At 73.1% G+C, this 19109-nt stretch carries 14 protein-coding genes and 1 tRNA gene; 6 read left to right on the forward strand and 9 right to left on the reverse strand.

The annotated features are described in order from the left end of the window. Positions 1-65 precede the first annotated feature (65 nt). The 3 genes from Q2K16_RS10750 to Q2K16_RS10760 all read right to left on the reverse strand — a co-directional run bounded on the left by Q2K16_RS10750 (position 66) and on the right by Q2K16_RS10760 (position 3634). Positions 66-1226: a branched-chain amino acid ABC transporter substrate-binding protein gene (locus Q2K16_RS10750; RefSeq protein ID WP_302745117.1), complete on the reverse strand. Its 1161-nt coding sequence runs from the start codon at positions 1224-1226 to the stop codon at positions 66-68. A gap of 273 nt (positions 1227-1499) precedes the next feature. Next, positions 1500-2678: a hypothetical protein gene (locus Q2K16_RS10755; RefSeq protein WP_302745119.1), complete on the reverse strand. Its 1179-nt coding sequence runs from the start codon at positions 2676-2678 to the stop codon at positions 1500-1502. Between the two features lie 332 nt (positions 2679-3010). Further along, positions 3011-3634 (reverse strand): ANTAR domain-containing response regulator, encoded by a 624-nt coding sequence (locus Q2K16_RS10760; RefSeq protein ID WP_088643111.1) that lies wholly within the window; start codon positions 3632-3634, stop codon positions 3011-3013. Between the two features lie 96 nt (positions 3635-3730). On the opposite strand from Q2K16_RS10760, the gene Q2K16_RS10765 reads away from it, so the two are divergent. Then, a tRNA-Leu gene (locus tag Q2K16_RS10765) sits at positions 3731-3813 on the forward strand. A gap of 61 nt (positions 3814-3874) precedes the next feature. Here the strand turns inward: Q2K16_RS10765 and Q2K16_RS10770 are convergent. Beyond that, on the reverse strand, positions 3875-5083 hold the full coding sequence (locus Q2K16_RS10770; RefSeq protein ID WP_302745123.1) for a trans-sulfuration enzyme family protein: 1209 nt from the start codon (positions 5081-5083) through the stop codon (positions 3875-3877). Between the two features lie 101 nt (positions 5084-5184). On the opposite strand from Q2K16_RS10770, the gene Q2K16_RS10775 reads away from it, so the two are divergent. Next, complete coding sequence (locus Q2K16_RS10775; protein WP_302745124.1) at positions 5185-5664, forward strand: Lrp/AsnC family transcriptional regulator; 480 nt, start codon at positions 5185-5187, stop codon at positions 5662-5664. Between the two features lie 170 nt (positions 5665-5834). Further along, positions 5835-6845, forward strand: a complete 1011-nt coding sequence (locus tag Q2K16_RS10780) for an LLM class flavin-dependent oxidoreductase (RefSeq protein ID WP_302745125.1) — start codon at positions 5835-5837, stop codon at positions 6843-6845. A gap of 198 nt (positions 6846-7043) precedes the next feature. Here Q2K16_RS10780 and Q2K16_RS10785 read toward each other — a convergent pair whose 3' ends face one another. Next, positions 7044-9329, reverse strand: a complete 2286-nt coding sequence (locus Q2K16_RS10785; protein ID WP_302745126.1) for a rhamnogalacturonan lyase family protein — start codon at positions 9327-9329, stop codon at positions 7044-7046. A gap of 209 nt (positions 9330-9538) precedes the next feature. Between Q2K16_RS10785 and Q2K16_RS10790 the strand changes: the two genes are divergently transcribed. Beyond that, positions 9539-11026 carry a pyridoxal-dependent decarboxylase gene (locus Q2K16_RS10790; RefSeq protein WP_302745128.1) on the forward strand — a complete coding sequence of 496 codons (1488 nt, stop codon included), beginning with the start codon at positions 9539-9541 and terminating at the stop codon, positions 11024-11026. Positions 11027-11150: 124 nt separating this feature from the next. Here the strand turns inward: Q2K16_RS10790 and Q2K16_RS10795 are convergent, their stop codons facing one another. Together Q2K16_RS10795 and Q2K16_RS10800 are read right to left on the reverse strand one after the other, a co-directional pair. Further along, a complete protein-coding gene (locus Q2K16_RS10795) occupies positions 11151-12188 on the reverse strand; it encodes a sulfite exporter TauE/SafE family protein (protein ID WP_302745130.1) in 1038 nt (345 codons plus the stop codon). 165 nt (positions 12189-12353) lie between these two features. After that, complete coding sequence (locus Q2K16_RS10800) at positions 12354-12824, reverse strand: RrF2 family transcriptional regulator (protein ID WP_302745132.1); 471 nt, start codon at positions 12822-12824, stop codon at positions 12354-12356. Positions 12825-12995: 171 nt separating this feature from the next. Between Q2K16_RS10800 and Q2K16_RS10805 the strand changes: the two genes are divergently transcribed. Then, positions 12996-14504, forward strand: coding sequence for a serine/threonine-protein kinase (locus tag Q2K16_RS10805; protein ID WP_302745134.1), 1509 nt, complete (start codon positions 12996-12998; stop codon positions 14502-14504). A gap of 28 nt (positions 14505-14532) precedes the next feature. After that, on the forward strand, positions 14533-16299 hold the full coding sequence (locus Q2K16_RS10810) for a vWA domain-containing protein (RefSeq protein WP_302745135.1): 1767 nt from the start codon (positions 14533-14535) through the stop codon (positions 16297-16299). Positions 16300-16342: 43 nt separating this feature from the next. Here Q2K16_RS10810 and Q2K16_RS10815 read toward each other — a convergent pair whose 3' ends face one another. Further along, a complete protein-coding gene (locus Q2K16_RS10815) occupies positions 16343-17227 on the reverse strand; it encodes an acyl-CoA thioesterase (protein ID WP_302745136.1) in 885 nt (294 codons plus the stop codon). A 196-nt stretch (positions 17228-17423) separates the two neighbouring features. Continuing rightward, a complete protein-coding gene (gene pyk / locus Q2K16_RS10820; protein ID WP_302745137.1) occupies positions 17424-18872 on the reverse strand; it encodes a pyruvate kinase in 1449 nt (482 codons plus the stop codon). Between the last annotated feature and the right edge of the window lie 237 nt (positions 18873-19109).

Raw genomic sequence — 19109 nt, forward strand, 5'->3', positions numbered from 1 at the left:
TGCGGCCGGGAGCGAGCTCCCGGCCGCACCCGCGATCTGTCGTCAATCGCTCGCAGCGACCGTGGTCAGGCCTTCGGGATCTCCTGGTCGGGGACGACCTTGCCGCCCTGGACCTTGAACGCCCAGACCTTGACCTGCGCCGGGTCCAGCTCGCCACCCTCGACGAACTTGTAGCTCGACGCGACGCCCTCGCCGTTGTAGTTCTTCACGAACTCCAGCAGGTCGGCGCGGGTGGTCTTCTTGGCCTTGATGCCGGCGAGCAGGATGTTCGCGGCGTCGTAGGCGGTGTCGCTGTAGGTGCCCGGGTCGGCGCCGTTGAGGGCCTTGAACTCCTCGACGAAGGTGCCACGGGCCTCGGCGGCCGGCGCGCACGGGCAGGTGAGGATGGTGCCCTCGGCGGCGGCGGCACCCGCGGTGGTGATGTACGCCGGGTCGTTGGAGCCGTCACCGACGATCAGCGGAGCGGTGACCCCGGCAGCGGTGAGCTGCTTGCGGATCAGGCCGGCCTCCTGGTAGTAACCGCCGAAGAAGACGGCCTTGACGCCGGCCGCCTTGACCTTGGTCACCACGCCGGAGAACTCGGTCTGCTTGCCCTCGCCCTGGACCTTGTCCGAGCCGACGACCGCGCTGCCGAGGACCTTCTTGACCTCGTCGGCCAGGCCGGCGCCGTAGGCGGACTGGTCGTCGATGACGTAGACCTTGTCGGCCTTCATCACGTTCTTGATGTAGGTGCCGGCGGCGGGACCCTGGCTCAGGTCGTTGCCGACCGCGCGGAAGAAGGTCTTCCAGCCCTGCTGGGCGAGGCTGGGGCGGGTGGCGGAGGGGGTGATGGTGACCAGGCCGGCCTCGTTGAACAGCGGGCCGGCGGCCTCGGACTCACCCGAGTAGGCCGGGCCGACGATGCCCAGGAGCTTGCTGTCGTCGATGGCCTTCTGGGCCAGACCGGGCGCCTGGTCCGGGCTGCCCTGCGAGTCCAGCTCGGCCAGCTCGACCTTGCAGTCGGCGTTTTCCTTGTTGTATTTCTCGACGGCGAGCTTCACGCCGTTCTTCTCGTTGATGCCCAGCGCCGCCGAGCTGCCGGTCAGCGCGCCGAAGAACGCGATCTTGCTACCGCAGCCGTCGCCTCCGGACGCCTCGTCGTCGCTGCCGCTGGAGCAAGCGGTGCCGCCGGCGACGAGCGCCAGCATGGCGACTCCACCGATCACGCGTGCGAGCTTCTGCCTCAAGGCCGGAACCCTCCTCCGTCGCATGGTCCGAACCACCCGCTGCCTATTGGCCCTTGCGGGGGCGGACGAACCAGACCGTCGTCGCCGGTCTGGGCCGGGACGTTATCCCACCGGGAAGCTGCGACGTAAGCCCCAGCAAGCGGGGTTGATCGAACCGTTACACGCCGTGGCGGATTCGAAACGATCGCTGTAAGAACCGTCAGTTCTGAGAGATTTTCACTTTCTCTTCGAAGGCGCGGGACGCCGCCGGCCGCCGCCCCCGCCTATAGCCACTCAAACCCGCCCCCACCAGGCATGGGAGCCCCTGCCGTCGTCAGCCAGCAGGAGCAGTCGATCGTCGCCGCCGGCCACCGTCAGGGCGGTGTCACCGCCATCGACGACCGTCAACGGCACCCGCACGGAGCGCCACGACACCCCACTGTCCGTCGACATCCACACCGCACGACCGACACCGTCACCGGTCACGGCCACCAGCGCGCCACCCACCACGGCCAGCCCCACCACCGACAGCACGCCCGGACCGGCCGCCCCGAACCCGCCGACCCGCCGCCACCGCGACCCGTCGTCGGCCCGCCACACGGCGAAACCGCCAGAAACCGCCCCCACCACCACCGGCACGCCGTCACGCAGCACCACCCGCTCCGCCCGCCCCCGGCCGTCCTCCACCGGCAGCTCCACCCGCCGCCAGGAACGCCCGTCGACCGAGGTCCAGGCCATCGGCCGCAGCGCCGATCCACCCGCCGGCAGCAGCGACCCGACCACCAGCCAACCCGCCGGCAGCGCCACCGCGTCGTACGCCGCCGTCCGCCCCCGGGCGTCGCCGGCCAGCTCCGGCAGCCCTTCGGCCAGGGTGAACCCGCCCGCGTCCGACGACGTCCAGACCGCCGCGCCGTCGGCCCGGGCACCGGCGATCAACCAGCCCCCGGCACCGGCCGCCAACCGGGCCACGCTGACCGCGCGGGGGCCGCCGAACAGCTCGAACGCCGCCGGAACCTCCCGCAACGGGCCGTCGCCGTCGCGGACCCAGGTCCCGGTACGCGGGTTGCCGTGCACCCCACCGTTCTTGGCGCCCAGCGCCGCCACCCGACCCCCGGCGCAGGCCGCCGCGTAGAGCACGTGCTGTCGGCCGTAGAACGTGCTGGCCGCGACCGGCACCGGCACCCAGGTGGAACCGTCCGCGCTGGACCAGGCCGCCGGGCGGCTCCCACCGGCGGCGTCGACGACCCCCCCGACCAGGAACCGGACCCCGGCGCAGGAGACCGCGTCGCGCAGCACCAGCCGTCCGGCCGGGCCGGGCGGCACGGGCAGGGTCGCCTCCTGCCAGGCCGGCTCGACCGACGCCGACCGGCCGTCACCCCGCCCGGCCTCGTCGTTTCCGGGTCCGGGCCGGTCGCAGCCGGCGACCACCAGGACCAACAGAGCGCACACCACGAGTACGCGCCGGGCAGACATGCGTCGATGCTAGGCAGCGGAACCCCGCCGTGGGGGGCGGGTCGGGCCGCCCGGCCGGCGAACTGATCGACCATTGCGCAGACGGGAGCCGGGTGATCGGGGGCAGGGGCCCACCGGCCGACCGGTACGTCGTGGTGTCGCCGCCGGCGCGGGACGGACCGCGCCGCACGGGTCGACGTCAGAACGGAACGGGTCGACGTCAGGACGGAACCGGACGGCCGTCGGGGCGGATTCGTCCGCCTGTTCGGAGCGGGTCACCTCGCCGACCGGACGGGGTGGGCAGTCGAGCGGGGAGGAAAGACGGACCGATCGGCGGCCGGTGCGCCGACAGCTCAGGAGGTGGGCTGCTCGGCGATCTCGCCACCGGCGGTCTCGGCGAGGATACGCTCGGCGACCTCCTTCATGGTCATCCGGTGGTCCATCGCGGTGCGCTGGATCCACTTGAACGCCTGCGGCTCGGTCATCCCGTACGTCGTCATCAGCGCGCCCTTGGCGCGTTCGACCGTCTTGCGGATCTCCAGCCGGTCGGTGAGGCCGGCCACCTCGGACTCCAGCGCGGCGATCTCGGAGTAGCGGGAGAGGGCGATCTCCACCGCCGGCACCAGATCGCTCTTCTGGAACGGCTTGACCAGGTAGGCCATCGCACCGGCGGCCCGCGCCCGCTCCACCAGGTCACGCTGGCTGAACGCGGTCAGGATGATCACGGGGGCGATCCGGGCACCGGCGATCCGCTCGGCGGCGGCCAGCCCGTCCATGATCGGCATCTTGATGTCGAGGATGACGAGGTCGGGCTTGAGCTCCTCGGCCAACCGGACGGCGGTCTCGCCGTCACCGGCCTCGCCGACGACCTCGTAGCCCTCCTCGACCAGCATCTCGGCCAGGTCCAGTCGGATGAGCGCCTCGTCCTCGGCGATCAGCACCCGCCTGCGCTCGGCATCCGTCTGCGTCTCGGCCACCAGCCCTACCCCCACCATCGATCCCACACCGGCTACCACCCATGCTCCCGCATGAGCCTAGTCGGGTACAGTGAGCCACGCGCCCCTCGGGGTGACGCCGGGGTGGTGGAACGGCATACACGGAAGTCTCAAACACTTCTGCCCGAAAGGGCTTGCGGGTTCGAATCCCGCTCCCGGCACCGAAGCACGCGACCACTGCCCCTGCTACGGGGCAGCCAACCCGTCGGAGCGGCCGGACGCTCATCCCGCCGCGAGCGCGCGGGCCAGGTCGGTCCACAGGTCCTCGGGGTCCTCCAGGCCGACCGAGATCCGCAGCAGCCCGTCGCCCGGTCTCGCCTCCCCGGCCACCGGCCGGTGGGTCAGCGAGGCCGGGTGCTGGATCAGGGTGTCCACCCCGCCCAGCGACACCGCGTAGTTGATCAGCCGGCAGGCACCGGCGACCCGGGCGGCGGCCGGAGCGCCGCCGCGCACCTCGAAGGCGAGCAGGCTTCCGGTGCCGGCGAGTTGCCGGCCGACCAGCCCGGCCGGGTCGTGCACCGAGGGGTGGTGGACCCGGGCGACGACGGGGTGCCCGGCGAGCCGCAGCGCGAGCTTCTCCGCGCCGGCCTGCTGCGCGCGGACCCGCAGCGGCAGCGTCTGGAGCCCTCGGTGCAGCAGGTACGCGCCAAGCGGGTGCAACACCGCGCCGGTGACCGCGCGCACCTGGCGCAACCGGGCGGCCCAGTCGGCGTCGCAGGCCACCACGCCGGCGAGCACGTCGCCGTGTCCTCCGATGCTCTTGGTGGCGCTGTGCAGGACGAGCGCGGCACCGTGCCGGGCCGGCTGTTGGAGCACGGGGGTGGCGACGGTGTTGTCGACCAGCAGCGGGACGTCACCCACGGCGGCGGCCAGGGCGGCGATGTCGACGAGGTCGAGGGTGGGGTTGGCCGGGGTCTCCACGACGACCAGGCAGGTGTCGGCCCGTACGGCGTCGGCGACCTCGTCGGGACGGGCCCAGCTGGCCTCGGTGCCGAGCAGGCCGGTGGCGAGCACGTGGTCGGTTCCGCCGTAGAGGGGACGGACGGCGACGACGTGCCGGCGACCGTCCCGGGTGGCCGCGAGCAGGGCCGCGGTGAGCGCGGCCATGCCGCTGGCGAAGGCGACCGCCGCCGGGGTGCCTTCGAGGGTGGCCAGCGCGGTCTCGAAGCGGGCCACGGTGGGATTCCACAGCCGCTGGTAGACGGCGCTGTCGCCGGGCGGGAGGGTGCCGCCGGTGGCGAGCAGTTCGTAGGCCGCGCCGCCGGCCTCGACCGACGGCAGCGGGTTGGTGGTGGACAGGTCGATCGGCGGCACGTGCACCCCGAGGGCCGCGAGGTCCTCCCGGCCGGCGTGCACGGCCCGGGTGTCCACTGACGTGTCGTCGAGGGTCGTCCCGACGCTGGAGGTGGGGGGTGCCGTAGCCGCCGTCATGTCGGAAGCCTCGAACATCAGCCTGACGACGGGCAATACTTTCGAACGATATTCTGGCGGTACGGCTTTTCCTACGCTCGGATTCGCGGGAGGATGCCGGGATGCCCTCCGCACCGAACGATGTACGGCCCTTCGCCACCCTGGACGACGTCGACCGCGCGATCCTGACCGAACTGGCCGCCGACGGCCGGTTGCCGAACAACGCCCTCGCCGAACGGGTGGGGGTGGCCCCGTCGACCTGTCTGACCCGTACCCGGGCGCTGCGGGACTGCGGAGCGATCCGGGGGTTCCACGCCGAGGTGGACCCGGCGGCGGTGGGGCTGCCGTTGCAGGCGCTGGTGTCGGTGCGGCTGACCGCGCACGAGCGGGCGGCGGTGGACGCCTTCCGGGCCCGTTCGGTACGGCTGCCCGGGGTGGTGTCGGTGTTCCACGTGGCGGGCGCGGAGGACTACGTGCTGCACGTGCGGGCGGCGTCGGGTGACGCGCTGCGTGACTTCGTCCTGGACCAGTTGGCGGTGGACCCGGCGGTGCAGCACACCCAGACCAGCCTGATCTTCGAACAGGCCCGCGGCCGGGGCTGACCCGCCGGCCGGCCGCCGAGATCGACTCAACGGCGGCGGTGTTGCGGTATCCGCAGAGCCGGATACCGCAACACCGCTGATGTCGCGGTATCCACGGACCGCCCCGAACCCCGGGCCGGGCAGGGCCCGACCAGGGAACAAGTCCGGGCCGGGACGGGTTGGGGACAGGTGTGATCGACGTACCGTTGTCTGTTCTTGATCTTGCTCCGGTCGCCGCCGGGGCCACCGCCTCCGAGGCGCTCGGGCACACCACCGAGCTGGCCCGCCGGACCGAGCAGCTGGGCTACCGCCGGTTCTGGGTGGCCGAGCACCACAACATGCCGGCGATCGCCAGCTCCGCACCGGCGGTGCTGCTCGCCCACCTGGCGGCGCACACCACCACGATCCGGCTGGGCTCGGGCGGGGTGATGCTGCCCAACCACGCGCCACTGGTGGTCGCCGAGCAGTTCGGCACCCTGGAGGCGCTGCACCCGGGCCGCATCGACCTGGGCATCGGCCGCGCCCCCGGCACCGACCAGCGGACCGCGCTGGCCCTGCGGCGGACCATGGAGGGCCTGTCGGCGGAGGGCTTCCCCCGGGAGCTGGCCGACCTGATGAACTACTTCAGCGGCGACGACCCGGGCGCGATCACCGCCAGCCCGGGGCTCGGCCAGTCGCCCGCCGTCTGGCTGCTCGGCTCCAGCGGGTTCAGCGCCCAGCTCGCCGGGCTGCTGGGGTTGCCGTTCTCGTTCGCGCACCACTTCAGCTCCCAGCACACCCTGCCCGCGCTCCAGCTCTACCGGCAGAGCTTCCGGCCGTCGCGCTGGCTGACCGAGCCGTACGCGATGGTGGCGGTGAACGTGGTCTGCGCCGACACCGACGAGCGGGCCGAGTGGCTGTCCGGGCCGGCCGGGCTGTCGTTCCTCAAACTGCGCTCGGGGCGGCCGGAGCCGCTGGCCAGCCCCGACGACGCCGCCCGGTACCCGTACACCGAGCTGGAGCGGGAGTTCGTGCAACAGCGCCGCGACGGTCAGGCGATGGGTTCGCCGGAGACGGTCCGCCGGCAGCTCACCGAGCTGCTGGCCCGCACCGGCGCGAACGAGCTGATGCTCACCACCATGGTGTACGACGTGGCCGACCGGGTGCGCTCGTTCGAGCTGGTGGCCGAGAAGGTGGTCGGCGGGCTCTCCCGGAGCGTCTGAAACACGCTCTTCATAGCCACGTCACCCCACCGTTGCGGACGACCTCTAACTTTATTACCGGTGGTGGTACGGCACTCCCGGTCGGGACGGGTCGGGGGTGCTGCGGTGTGGTGCACCGGGTCGCCAGCTGAGCGGATTCCGCGGCTGGCGACCCGGTGCCTGCTTGTGTAGGGCCCGGCAAGCGCCGGGCCCGCACCGTCAGCGCAGGTAGATGTTGGGCGTGGGCGGGGTGGACATGCCGTCACCGATGAAGAAGCCCGGGTGCGGCGGCTGGTTGTAGGCGGTGTTCTGCCAGGCGATCGCCACGCGGTACTGGGCGTCGTGCATCAGCGTGTAGATCCGGGTGCTGGTCGGCGTGGGCGTGCTGTAGATCCGCAGCGCCCGGCTGTCGCTGGTGCGCCAGATCACCTCCTCGCGCCAGTCGCCGAGGATGTCGCCGGACAGCGCCGGGGTCGACTTGGTGCCGTTGTTGGAGGCCACGTCGCTACCGGTGAGCAGCCGGGTCTCGCCGCCGGTGCCGTACTTGTCGATCTTGGTGGCGTCGAGCAGCTCACGCACCGGGTCGCCGTCCCACCAGGCGAGGAAGTTCGCCGACGACGGCTTGCGGCCGATGTTCTGCCCCCGGGTGTTGGCCAGCCCGTCGACCGCCGACGACCACGACTCGGCACCGGGGCTGCCGGCCCAGATGTCGGCCGAGACGCCCCTGCCGTTGTCGCCGTTGGCCGCGGTCTTCCAGATGATCTGGCCGGTCCGCGCGTCGGCGAAGTACGAGCTGGGTTTGCTGGCGTCCTCGTCGACCTTGAAGACCTCCAGGCCGGAGCGGCTCGGGTCCAGGTCACCGACGTGCAGGGCGTCGCCGTGGCCGTTGCCGGTGGAGTAGAGCAGCCGGCCGTTGTCGTCGATGGTGGCCGCGCCGTACACGATCTCCTGGCGGCCGTCGGCGTCGACGTCGGCGATGGAGAGCTGGTGGTTGCCCTGGCCGGCGGCGGCGGAGTTGCCGGAGGCGTTGGAGTCGAACGTCCACCGCTTGGTCAGCGCGCCGTTGCGGAAGTCCCAGGCCGCGATGACCGCGCGGGTGTAGTAGCCACGCGCCATGATCAGGGAGGGCCGCTGACCGTCCAGGTAGGCGGTGCCGGCGAGGAACCGGTCGACCCGGTTGCCGTACGAGTCGCCCCAGGAGGAGACGGTGCCGCGCGGCGGGTCGTAGTTGACGGTGGAGGCGATCGCGCCGGTCTGCCCGTTGAACATGGTCAGGTACTCGGGGCCGGACAGCACGTAGCCGCTGGAGTTACGGTAGTCCGCCGACGACGAGCCGATCAGCTGGCCGGTGCCGGAGCGGGTGCCGTCGGCGGTCTTCATGGCCACCTCGGCCTTCCCGTCGCCGTCGTAGTCGTACACCTGGAACTGGGTGTAGTGGGCGCCGGCGCGGATGTTGCGACCCAGGTCGATGCGCCACAACCGGCTGCCGGTGAGGGTGTACGCGTCGACGAAGACGTTGCCGGTGTAGCCGGACTGGCTGTTGTCCTTGGCGTTGGACGGGTCCCACTTGAGCACGATCTCGTAGTCACCGTCGCCGTCGAGGTCACCGACGCTGGCGTCGTTGGCGGAGTAGCTGTACGCCTCCCCGCTCGGGGTGGTGCCGCCGGCCGGCGGCTGGATCGGCACGTCCAGGTAGCCGTTGGCGAACTGGAGGGCGGGCGCGGACGCCGCCTGCTCGGCACCGTTGACCACGGCCCGCACGGTGTACGCCGAGCCGGCCGCCGCCCCGCTGTCGAGATAGTTGGTGGCACCGGTGATCGGTGAGGCGTTGACCCTGGTGGAGCCCCGGTAGAGGTTGAACGACACCCCGGAGGTCTCGGTGCCGAGCAGCCGCCAGGAGACCAGGTTCCCGCTGCCGGAGCGGACGCTGATCAGCCCCCGGTCGAGATCCTCCAGCTGCTTCGCCCCGGCGGGCGGGTCGGTCGGCGGGGGCGTGGTCGGGGGCGGTGTCGTCGGAGGTGGTGTGGTCGGGGGCGCGGTGGTGGGCGGTGGCGTGGTCGGCGGCGCGGTGGTCGGCGCGGTGCCGCCGGTGCAGGTCGTGCCGTTGAGGGCGAAGCTGTCAGGCGGCGGGTTGCTGGCGTTGTTCCACGACGCGTTGAAGCCGAAGTTCGCCGTGCCGTTGGTGGCGAGGGTGGCGTTGTACCCGGCGTCCTTGGCGCTGACCTGCGCCCCGGACTGGGTGACCGTGGCGTTCCACGCCTGGGTGACCTGCTGGCCGGCGGTGTAGGACCAGGTCAACGTCCAGCCGTTGATCGGGTCGCCGAGGTTGGTGACGAGGACGTCGGCGCCGAAGCCGCCGCCCCACTGGCTACTGATCGTGTAGTCGACCCGGCAGCCGGCGGCGGCGGCCGAGGCCGTCACGGCGGTGAGGGTGCCGGCGGTGAGGGTGGTGGCCGCGGCGGCGGCGAGCAGCGCGGCGCGACGACGGGTGGGGCTCGGGTGCACGGAAACGCCTTTCGCGGAGGTCAGCGCACGGTGGCGACGCCGGTCTGCCCGGACCGGCGGGATGACGCCACGCTGACGGTGGTGACGGATGCCTTTGCATCGACATCCATAGTTCGACTCCGCGCAGTCGGATCGTAGGACAACGCTTTCCGCCCGCACAAGCCGTACCCGCTCTTGCTCCCGGCCGGCCCACCTGATCGACTCGGCGGATGGCTGAGCACATGGACCCCGAGGAGTTCCGCCGCGCCGGGTACGCGGTGGTCGACTGGGTCGCCGACTACTGGCGGACGCTGGACCGACGCCCGGTCACCCCGCAGGACCCGCCCGGCACGGTCACCGCCGCCCTGCCGACCGGCCCGCCCGCGCACGGTGAGCCGGTCGCGGCGATGCTGGCCGACCTGGACGCGATCATCGCGCCCCGGGTCACCCACTGGCAGCACCCCGGCTTCTTCGGCTACTTCCCGGCCAACACCAGCGGCCCCAGCGTGCTGGCCGACCTGGTCAGCTCGGGCCTGGGCAGCCAGGGCATGCTCTGGGCCACCAACCCGGCCGGCACCGAGCTGGAGACGGTCGTGCTGGACTGGCTGGCCGACCTGATGGACCTGCCCGCGCGGTTCCGCTCCACCGGCACCGGCGGCGGCGTCATCCAGGACTCGGCCTCCTCGGCGACCCTGGTCGCCACCCTGGCCGCCCTGCACCGGGCCAGCGGCGGACGCTGGCGGGAGGTCGGCGTCGACCGCCGCTACCGGGCGTACACCTCGACGCACGGGCACTCCTCGATCGAGAAGGCGGCCCGCATCGCCGGCCTCGGCGAGGCGGGCGTCCGGACCATCGCGGTGGACCCGACGACCCAGGCGATGCGCCCGGCGGCGCTGCGCGCGGCGATCGAGGCGGACCTGGCCGCCGGCGAGGTGCCGGCCATCGTGGTGGCGACCATCGGGACCACCTCCACCACCGCCGTCGACCCGCTGCCGGAGATCGGCGCGATCTGCGCCAGGTACGGCGTGTGGCTGCACGTCGACGCCGCGTACGCCGGGGCGGCGGCGGTCTGCCCCGAGCTGCGCTGGACGCACGCCGGGGTGGAGCATGCCGACTCGTACTGCTTCGACCCGCACAAGTGGCTGCTCACCGGCTTCGACTGCGACGCCTTCTGGGTGGCCGACCGGGGCGAGTTGATCGAGGCGCTGACCGTCATGCCGGAGTTCCTGCGCAACGCCGCCAGCGAGTCCGGTGCGGTGATCGACTACCGGGACTGGCAGGTCCCGCTGGGCCGCCGGTTCCGGGCGCTGAAACTCTGGTTCGTCCTGCGCTGGTACGGCGTCGAGGGGCTCCGCGCACACCTGCGCGCAGGGATCGCCCTGGCCGACCGGTTCGCCGACCTGGTCCGCGCCGACGACCGGTTCGCCCTCGCCGCCCCGCACCCGTTCTCCCTGGTCACGTTCCGGCTGCGGGCAGGCGACGAGGCCGGCGCGGCGCTGCTGGCCCGGGTCAACGCCAGCGGTCAGGCCTACCTGACCCACACCCGGGTCAACGGCCGGTACACCCTGCGGCTGGCCGTCGGCTCGCCGCTGACCGGGCCGGAGCACGTGGACCGGGCCTGGGCGCTGCTGTCGGCGGCCGCGACGGACCTCCTCGCCGGGAACCCCGCCCCGGCCGCACCGGGCCGACCTGCTCCGGGCGGACCCGCTCCGGTCTGAGCTGCTCCGGTCTGAGCTGCTCCGGGCGGCGCTTCCCGGGGTGACCGTCGCCGCCCCGTTCCGGGTCGCCCGGCGCTGACGACGGGCGCGGCGGTGGGGACGCCTGTGGCGTACCCCGTCGGTGTCAGCGCTCGACGACGGCCAGCCGGTCGTCGGCCCCGGCCGGGTCGGTGCCGGCCGGCGCGGGGCCGGCGACGGCCGCCGCCGCGACGGCCGCAGCCGTGGTGTCCGCCGACGGCGGCACGACGACGGTGGCGTCGGCGGCGGCGGTGGCGGCGGCGGCGGCGTCGACGACGGCGCGGGCACGGCGGGTCCGGCGCAACGCCCGGACGGCGAACGTCAGGGCGACCACCCACCCCACGGCGAGCAGCGCGTAGACCACGGGACGGACGGTCGAGCCGGCGTCACCGGCGTTGAGCAGGGTGCGGGCGTTGGTCAACACGATCACCCCGCCGATGGTGGCGCCCAGCATCTGGGCGGGGACGATCCGCACCAGCCAGGCGGCCACCGGCGCGGCGATCAGGCCACCGACCAGCAGCGCCGCCACGGTCGGCAGCAGGAAGCCCTCGCTGCCCAGGCCGATCAGGAAGCCGATGCTGGCCGCCCCGGCCACCACGAACTCGGCGGTGTCCACCGAGCCGATCACCTTGCGGGGCTCCATCCGGCCGGAGACCAGCAGCGCCGGCGTGGCCACCGGACCCCATCCCCCGCCGCCGGTGGCGTCGACGAACCCGGCGACCAGACCCAGCGGGCCGAGGAACCGGCCGCGCAGCCGCCCGGCACCGGAGCGCTGGCGCAGCGGGCGGGAGAAGCGCACCAGCAGGTACGCACCGAGGGTGAACAGGATGCCGGCCATCCACGGGGCGGCGTTCTCGGTGGAGATGGAGCTGAGGAAGGTCGCCCCGACGAACGCGCCGACCGCACCGGGCAGGGCGATCCGGGTCACCACCCGCCAGTCGACGTTGCCGAACCGCCAGTGCGCGACACCGGCGGCGAGCGTGGTGCCGATCTCGGCGAGGTGCACCGACGCCGAGGCGGCGGCCGGGGCGACCCCGACGAAGAGCAGCAGGGTCGACGAGGTCAGCCCGTACGCCATGCCGAGCGCGCCGTCGACCAGTTGGGCGGCCAGCCCGACCAGAGCGAGGATCAGAAGCTTGCGCACGAGCCCTCCGAACTTTTCGGCATCTCCTATCGACTTGGTCGAGAATGCGGCACGGACGCTCCCCGGTCAACCCCCGGATCGGTGGGTGGGACGGGCCCGGCGGAGCGGAACACGCGGACGGAACCCCGCGCCAGATGCGGCGGGCCGGCTCAGCCCGAAGGGTTGTCAGCTCCAGGCGCGGGGGTCGGCGGCCAGCTCGTTGATCCGGCCCGGCAGCACCCCGGCCGCCACGTCGGCGATGGTGACCTGCTCCAGGATCTCCCGCTCGCTGGCCCGCAGCGCGATCCAGACCTCCTGCAACGCGCGGGCCGCGCCGTGGTAGCCGAGCTGCTCGGGCCGCTGCCCCCGGACGTGGGCCAGCGGCCCGTCGATCACCCGGATCACCTCGGCGAGGGAGATCTCCGCCGCCGGCCGGGCCAGCCAGTAGCCGCCCTCCGGCCCCCGCTGGGCGTGCACGATGCCGCCCCGGCGCAGCTGGAGCAGGATGCTCTCCAGGAACTTCGGCGGAATGTCCTGCGACCGGGCGATCTGCTCGGCGGTGACCGGACGGGACCGGCCGGAGTCCGCGCCGTCGGCGACCGACGCGAGTTCGGCCGCCGCACGCAGTGCGTAGTCGACCCGGGCGGAGAGGCGCATGGCCGCAAGGTTAGTCGCCGCCCCCGCCGGCCGGGCCGCCACCCTCCACCGAACGGCCAGGGTGGGCTGCCCCGGTGGCGTGGGCATGGCACCATACCCCTGTCGCCGGCAGGGTCGCCGGTGACGGAAACCAGCGCACCGGAGCACAGGTCGATAGGGGCAGCGACAGCGATGCCGGACGTGACGCCGCTGAACCCGCGGGACCCGCGCCAGGCCGGGCCGTACGAGCTGATCGGTCGGCTCGGCGCGGGCGGCCAGGGCGTGGTCTACCTGGGCCGTGACGAACAGGGCCGGTGGGTCGCGGTCAAAGTGATCAACGTAGACCTGCACCAGCATCCCCGCGCGAAGGCCCAGTTCGTCAAGGAGATCGCCGCCGCCCGCCGGGTCGCGCCGTTCTGCACCGCCCAGATCCTCTTCGCCGACGTCGACGGTGACCTGCCCTACGTGGTCAGCGAGTTCATCGAGGGCGTCACCCTGCAACGGCACGTCCGCGAGCAGGGCCCGGTCGCCGGCAACGCGCTGCACCGGCTGGCCGTGGGCACCGCCACCGCGCTCGCCGCGATCCACCAGTCCGACGTGGTGCACTGCGACCTGAAGCCGGACAACGTGATCCTCGCGGCGGACGGCCCCCGGGTGATCGACTTCGGTATCGCCCGGGCGCTGGACGTCACCGAGACGATGACCAGCCGGATCATGGGCACCGCCCCGTACATGGCCCCGGAGCGGTTCCGCGACGACGAGGTCGGGCCGGCCAGCGACGTGTTCGCCTGGGCCGCGACGATCGCCTACGCAGCGGGCGGACAGCCGCCGTTCGGCACCGGTCCGGTCGCCGCGGTGATGCACCGGGTCCTGCACGAGCCGCCGGACCTGACCGGGCTCACCGGCCCGCTGGCCACCCTGATCGGACAGTGCCTGGACAAGGACCACCGGGCCCGGCCGACCGCCCAGGAGGTGCTGCTGCGGCTGCTCGGGCGGGACGCCCACCCGAGCGGCGAGGTGCCATTGCAGACCGTGCTGCGGGCCGGCACCGACGCCGCGGCCACCCAGCACGTCCCCCGTACCGTGGCCACCGCCCCGCCGGCCACGCCGGCCGTCGCGGCGGCCGACCCGTGGCCGACGACGGCGGCGGCGGTGGACCCCTGGCCGACCGCCGGGGTGGCGCAGGCCTGGCCGGCCACCCCGACCGCCCACCCGGCCCCCCAGGTGACCGGCGACCCGGTGGCGACGCCGTGGCCCACCACGTCGACCGCGCACCCCGCGCCGCAGACGCCGACCGCCCCACCGGCCACGGCCTGGCCCACCCCGACCGCCCCACCGGCCACGGCCTGGCCCACCCCGGCCGCCACACCGGCCACGGCCTGGCCCACCCCGGACGCCACCACGGACCCGCCGGCCACCCCGCCCGTCGGCAGGGACGGCTTCGGTCGGCGGCTGCGTCGACAGTGGGCCGACCCGTGGGGGATGTCCCTCGCGATCTTCCTCGGCGCGGTCGGCTTCGCCGCCGGGTACGTCGCCAGCACCGACGTGGGCACCGCCGCCGCCGTCGGGGTGCTCGCCCTCGTCGTGGTCTACGGTGTCCGTCTGCTCGTCGCCGCCGCGCTGACCCCGTCCGGCCCGCCGGACGGTTCGATCGAGCAGCCCGGCGCGCCGCCCGTGCCGGCACCCCGCACCGACGTCTGACCCGCCTAACGAACCCCTGGAGGAGCCGATGGCCGCCGGTCAGCGTCCCACCCGACCGTGGCTGCCGCACGCGGTGGCCGTCGTCGCGGGGCTCGCGGTGATCGCCGGGGCGTACCTGTACGTCCGGCCGACGCCCGGCACCGACCGGGCGGACTGCGTACCGCTGGAGGTCAGCTCCTCCACCGAGAAGAGCGAGCTGGTAGCCCAGCTCGCCGACCGGTACAACACCGCCGACCGGCGCTTCGGTGGGCGGTGCGCGCAGGTGACCGTGCACGGCCTCAACTCGGGCGAGGCGATGGAGGCGCTGGCCGGCGGGTGGGCGCTCACCCAGCCCAAGGTCGCCGAGCCGCAGGTGTGGCTGCCCACCTCGTCACTGTGGACCGGGCAGCTGCGCCTGCTCGACAAGGCGGCGGGCCGGCCCGCGCAGACCCCCGGCCAGTACCCGTCGATCGCCAACAGCCCCCTGGTCATCGCCATGCCCAAGGACCGGGGCGAACTGGTGCAGCAGGGCGGGCCGCTCGGCTGGGCCGACGTGCTCGGCCTCTCCGGCGACACCGGCTGGGCGGCGTTCGGGCGGCCCGAGTGGGGCCGGTTCACCTTCGGCAAGGACAACCCGCACCTGTCCACCTCCGGCCTGGCCGCCACCATCGCCACCTACTACGCGGCGGTCAACCGGGCCAGCGACCTGACCAGCGAGGACCTCGCCCAGCCGGCGGTGACCCAGTTCGTCAGGCGGATCGAGGCCAACGTCTCGCACTACAGCGACGACTCGGTGGACCTGCTGCGCGGTCTCGCCGAGGCCGACGCCGCCGCCACCGGGGACGCCCCGGCGACCGACATGAGCGCGATCGTCCTCCAGGAGGAGCTGGTCTACCTCTACAACCAGGGCCAGCTCAGCCCCACCGGCAGCAAGCCCCGGGTACCGCTGGTGGCGGTGCACCCCAAGGAGGGCACCTTCAACCTCGACCACCCGTACGTGGTGCTGCCGTCGGCCGACCCGGCGCAACGCGAGGCCGCCGAGGACTTCCTCACCTTCCTCCGCGACGGCCCGCAGCAACGCAGCTTCGCCGCCCTCGGCTTCCGGGACGACCAGCGCCGGCCCGCCGACACGCTGCTGGCCACGGTGGCCGGGCCGGGCGGCGACAAGCTCACCTACTTCGACCCGCCCACCCCCGAGGTGGTGGGCGCGATCCTCGGCAACTGGGACACCCTGCGCAAGAAGGCCAACATCCTGCTCGCCGTGGACACCTCCGGCTCGATGAAGGCCGGCGTCGGCGACCGGACCCGGTTCCAGGTGGCCACCGACGCCGCCACCAAGGCGATCAGGCTACTCAACGCCGCCGACCAGGTGGCGCTCTGGTCGTTCTCCAGCGAGACCCCGCAACGGCCGACGAAGCCGTACAGCGAGGAGGTACGGCTCGCGCCGCTGAACCGGGACGCGTTCAACCGGAAACTCGCCGGGCTGCGCATCGGCGGCAACACCGCCCTGTACGCCACGGTCCGCGCGGCGCACCGCACCCTGCTCGACAAGTACGACCCCAACCGGATCAACGCGGTGGTGGTGCTCACCGACGGCAAGAACGAGTACCAGAAGGACAGCGACCTGAACCGGCTGCTGCGGGACATCGCGCTGGACCCGAACAAGCCGGTGAAGGTCTTCTGCGTGGCCTTCGACCAGGATTCCGACCTGGCCGCGCTGGACCGGATCGCCAAGGCGTCGGCCGGCAAGGCGTTCGACGCCAAGAACCCGGCCACCATCGACGAGGCGTTGGTGAAGGTGGTCAGCAGCTTCTGACCGCCGGCCCCGCGCCGTACGTCCGTACGCTCCGCCGGTGCGCTCAGGCGCCGACGCGGCGCAGCAGTCCCTCCTGGACGGCGCTGGCGATGTGCCGGCCGTCGAGGGTGAACATCCGGCCGGTGGCCAGGCCCCGCGCGCCGGAGGCCGACGGGCTCCAGCAGTCGTAGAGGAACCACTCGTCGGCCCGGAACGACCTGTGGAACCACAGGGCGTGGTCCAGGCTCGCCCCGACCAGGCCGCCCGGACCCCAGACCTCGCCGTGCACCGACAGGACCGAGTCCAGCAGGGTCAGGTCCGAGGCGTACGTCAGGGCGCAGGCGTGCAGCAGCGGATCGTCGGGCAGCTTGCCGTCGATGCGCATCCAGACCCGCTGGTACGGGTCGGCGGGACGGTCACCGGGGCGTACCCAGCCGGGCTCGCCGACGTAGCGGACGTCGATCGGTCGGGGGATCTGACCCCAGATGCCGAGCCGCTCCGGATAGCGGGCCAACCGGTCGGACATCGTCGGGACGTCGTCCGGGCCGGGCACGTCCGGCGGGGTCGGCGCCTGGTGTTCCAGGGCCTGTTCCTGCCGCTGGAAGGACGCCGACATGAAGAAGATCGGCTCGTCGTGCTGCAACGCCACCGAACGGCGGACCGAGAAGGACCGCCCGTCCCGGACGTTCTCCACCTGGTAGTCGATCGGCTCGGCCGGATCACCGGGGCGGACGAAGTAGCCGTGCAGCGAGTGCACGAACCGCTCCGGGTCGACCGTGCGCCCGGCGGCGACCAGTGCCTGGCCGGCGACCTGCCCCCCGAACACCCGCTGCGGGCCGACCGAGGGGCTGACCCCACGGAAGGTCGTCGCGCCGGTGTGGTCGAGGTCGAGGACCTCAAGGAGCTGGTCGACCGCGGCCTGGCCGGTCGCCGCCGGACGCCCGGTCACCGAGCTTGCTCAGATCGCGACTGCGGGGCGCGCAACCCCGGCGCGCTCCTCGCGCTCACCCGGACCTGCGCTGTTCGCGACTGCGGGGCGCGCAACCCCGGCGCGCTCCTCGCGCTCACCCGGACCTGCGCTGTTCGCGACTGCGGGGCGCGCAACCCCGGCGCGCTCCTCGCGCTCACCGGGACTGTCGCTGTGTTCACTGGAGCGCCCGGGCGGAGGCGGCGTCGACCAGGGAGCCGAGCTGGTGCACGCGCAGGGTGTTGGTGGAGCCGGGGGTGCCGGGCGGGCTGCCCGCGACGATCACCACGTAGTCGCCGGGGGTGGCCTGGTTGAGGCCCAGCAACGCCTGGTCGACCTGGCGGAACATGTCGTCGGTGTGCTGCACGAACGGCATCAGGAAGGTCTCCACGCCCCAGCAGAGGGCGAGCTGGCTGCGGACCTCGGGGACCGGGGTGAACGCCAGCAGCGGCAGGTCGCAGTGCAGCCGGCTGAGCCGCTTGACGGTGTCACCGGTCTGCGAGAAGGCGACCAGGGCCTTCGCCCCGATGGCGCGGGCGATCGAGGACGCGGCCACGGTCAGCGCGCCGCCGTGGGTACGCGGGTCGTGCTGGAGCCGGGGCACCCCGATCGAACCGGCCTCGGTGGTGGTGATGATCTTCGCCATGGTGCTGACGGTGAGCACCGGGTACTTGCCGACGCTGGTCTCGCCGGACAGCATCACCGCGTCCGCGCCGTCGAGCACCGCGTTGGCCACGTCGGAGGCCTCGGCGCGGGTAGGCCGGGAATTCTCGATCATGGAGTCGAGCATCTGGGTGGCCACGATGACCGGCTTGGCGTTCTCCCGACACAGCTGCACGGCCCGCTTCTGCACCAGCGGCACCTGGTCGAGCGGCAGCTCCACGCCGAGGTCGCCCCGGGCCACCATGACGCCGTCGAAGGCGAGCACGATCGCCTCCAGGTGGTCGACCGCCTCGGGCTTCTCGACCTTGGCCAGCACCGGGCGACGGACGCCCTCCTCGTCCATGATCGAGTGGACGAGCTTGATGTCCTCGGCCGAGCGGACGAAGGACAACGCGATCATGTCGACACCCAGGCCGAGGGCGAAACGCAGGTCCTCGGCGTCCTTGTCCGACAGGGCCGGGACGCTGACCGCCACGTTCGGCAGCGAGACGCCCTTGTTGTTGGACACCGGGCCGCCCTCGGTGACCAGGCACCTGATGTCGTTGCCGGTGACGTCGCTGACCTCGACGGCGACCCGGCCGTCGTCGATCAGCAGCCGGTCGCCCGGCTTCACCTCCTGGGGCAGCTTGCGGTAGGTGCAGGAGACCCGGTCCTTGGTGCCGAGGATGTCGTCCCCGGTGATCACCACCGAGTCGCCGGTACGCCACTCGTGCGGCCCGTCGGCGAACCGGCCGAGCCGGATCTTGGGGCCCTGGAGGTCGGCCAGGACGGCGACCGGGATGCCGACCACCTCGGAGGCCTCGCGGACCAGGCGGTACACCGACTCGTGGTCGGCGTGACTGCCGTGGCTGAAGTTCAGCCTGGCCACGTTCATGCCCGCCTCGACGAGCCCCCGGATCCGCTCCGGGGACGAGGTGGCGGGGCCAAGAGTGCAGACGATCTTCGCGCGGCGGTTCACGCCCATCAGGCTAGTCTCTCCTCCGGGTCGACCTGCGGGCCGACCCCTTGCGGACTGAGGAACAGGGTCCGACGACGCGCGGGGTGGGCGCATTGCCGGCGGGACGCGGGCCACGCCGGGGGCACGTCGGAAAGTGGCGGGCATCGGCGACCGCGCGCCGGGAATCGTACCGCCCGACGACAATCGCCGTCTGCGCGCTCCCGTGCTCTCGTGCGCCGACGCCGCCACCGTCGGTCACCGCCG

The sequence above is a fragment of the Micromonospora cynarisoli genome (genome assembly GCF_030518815.1).
In the GTDB taxonomy this organism is placed as follows: Bacteria; Actinomycetota; Actinomycetes; order Mycobacteriales; family Micromonosporaceae; genus Micromonospora; species Micromonospora wenchangensis.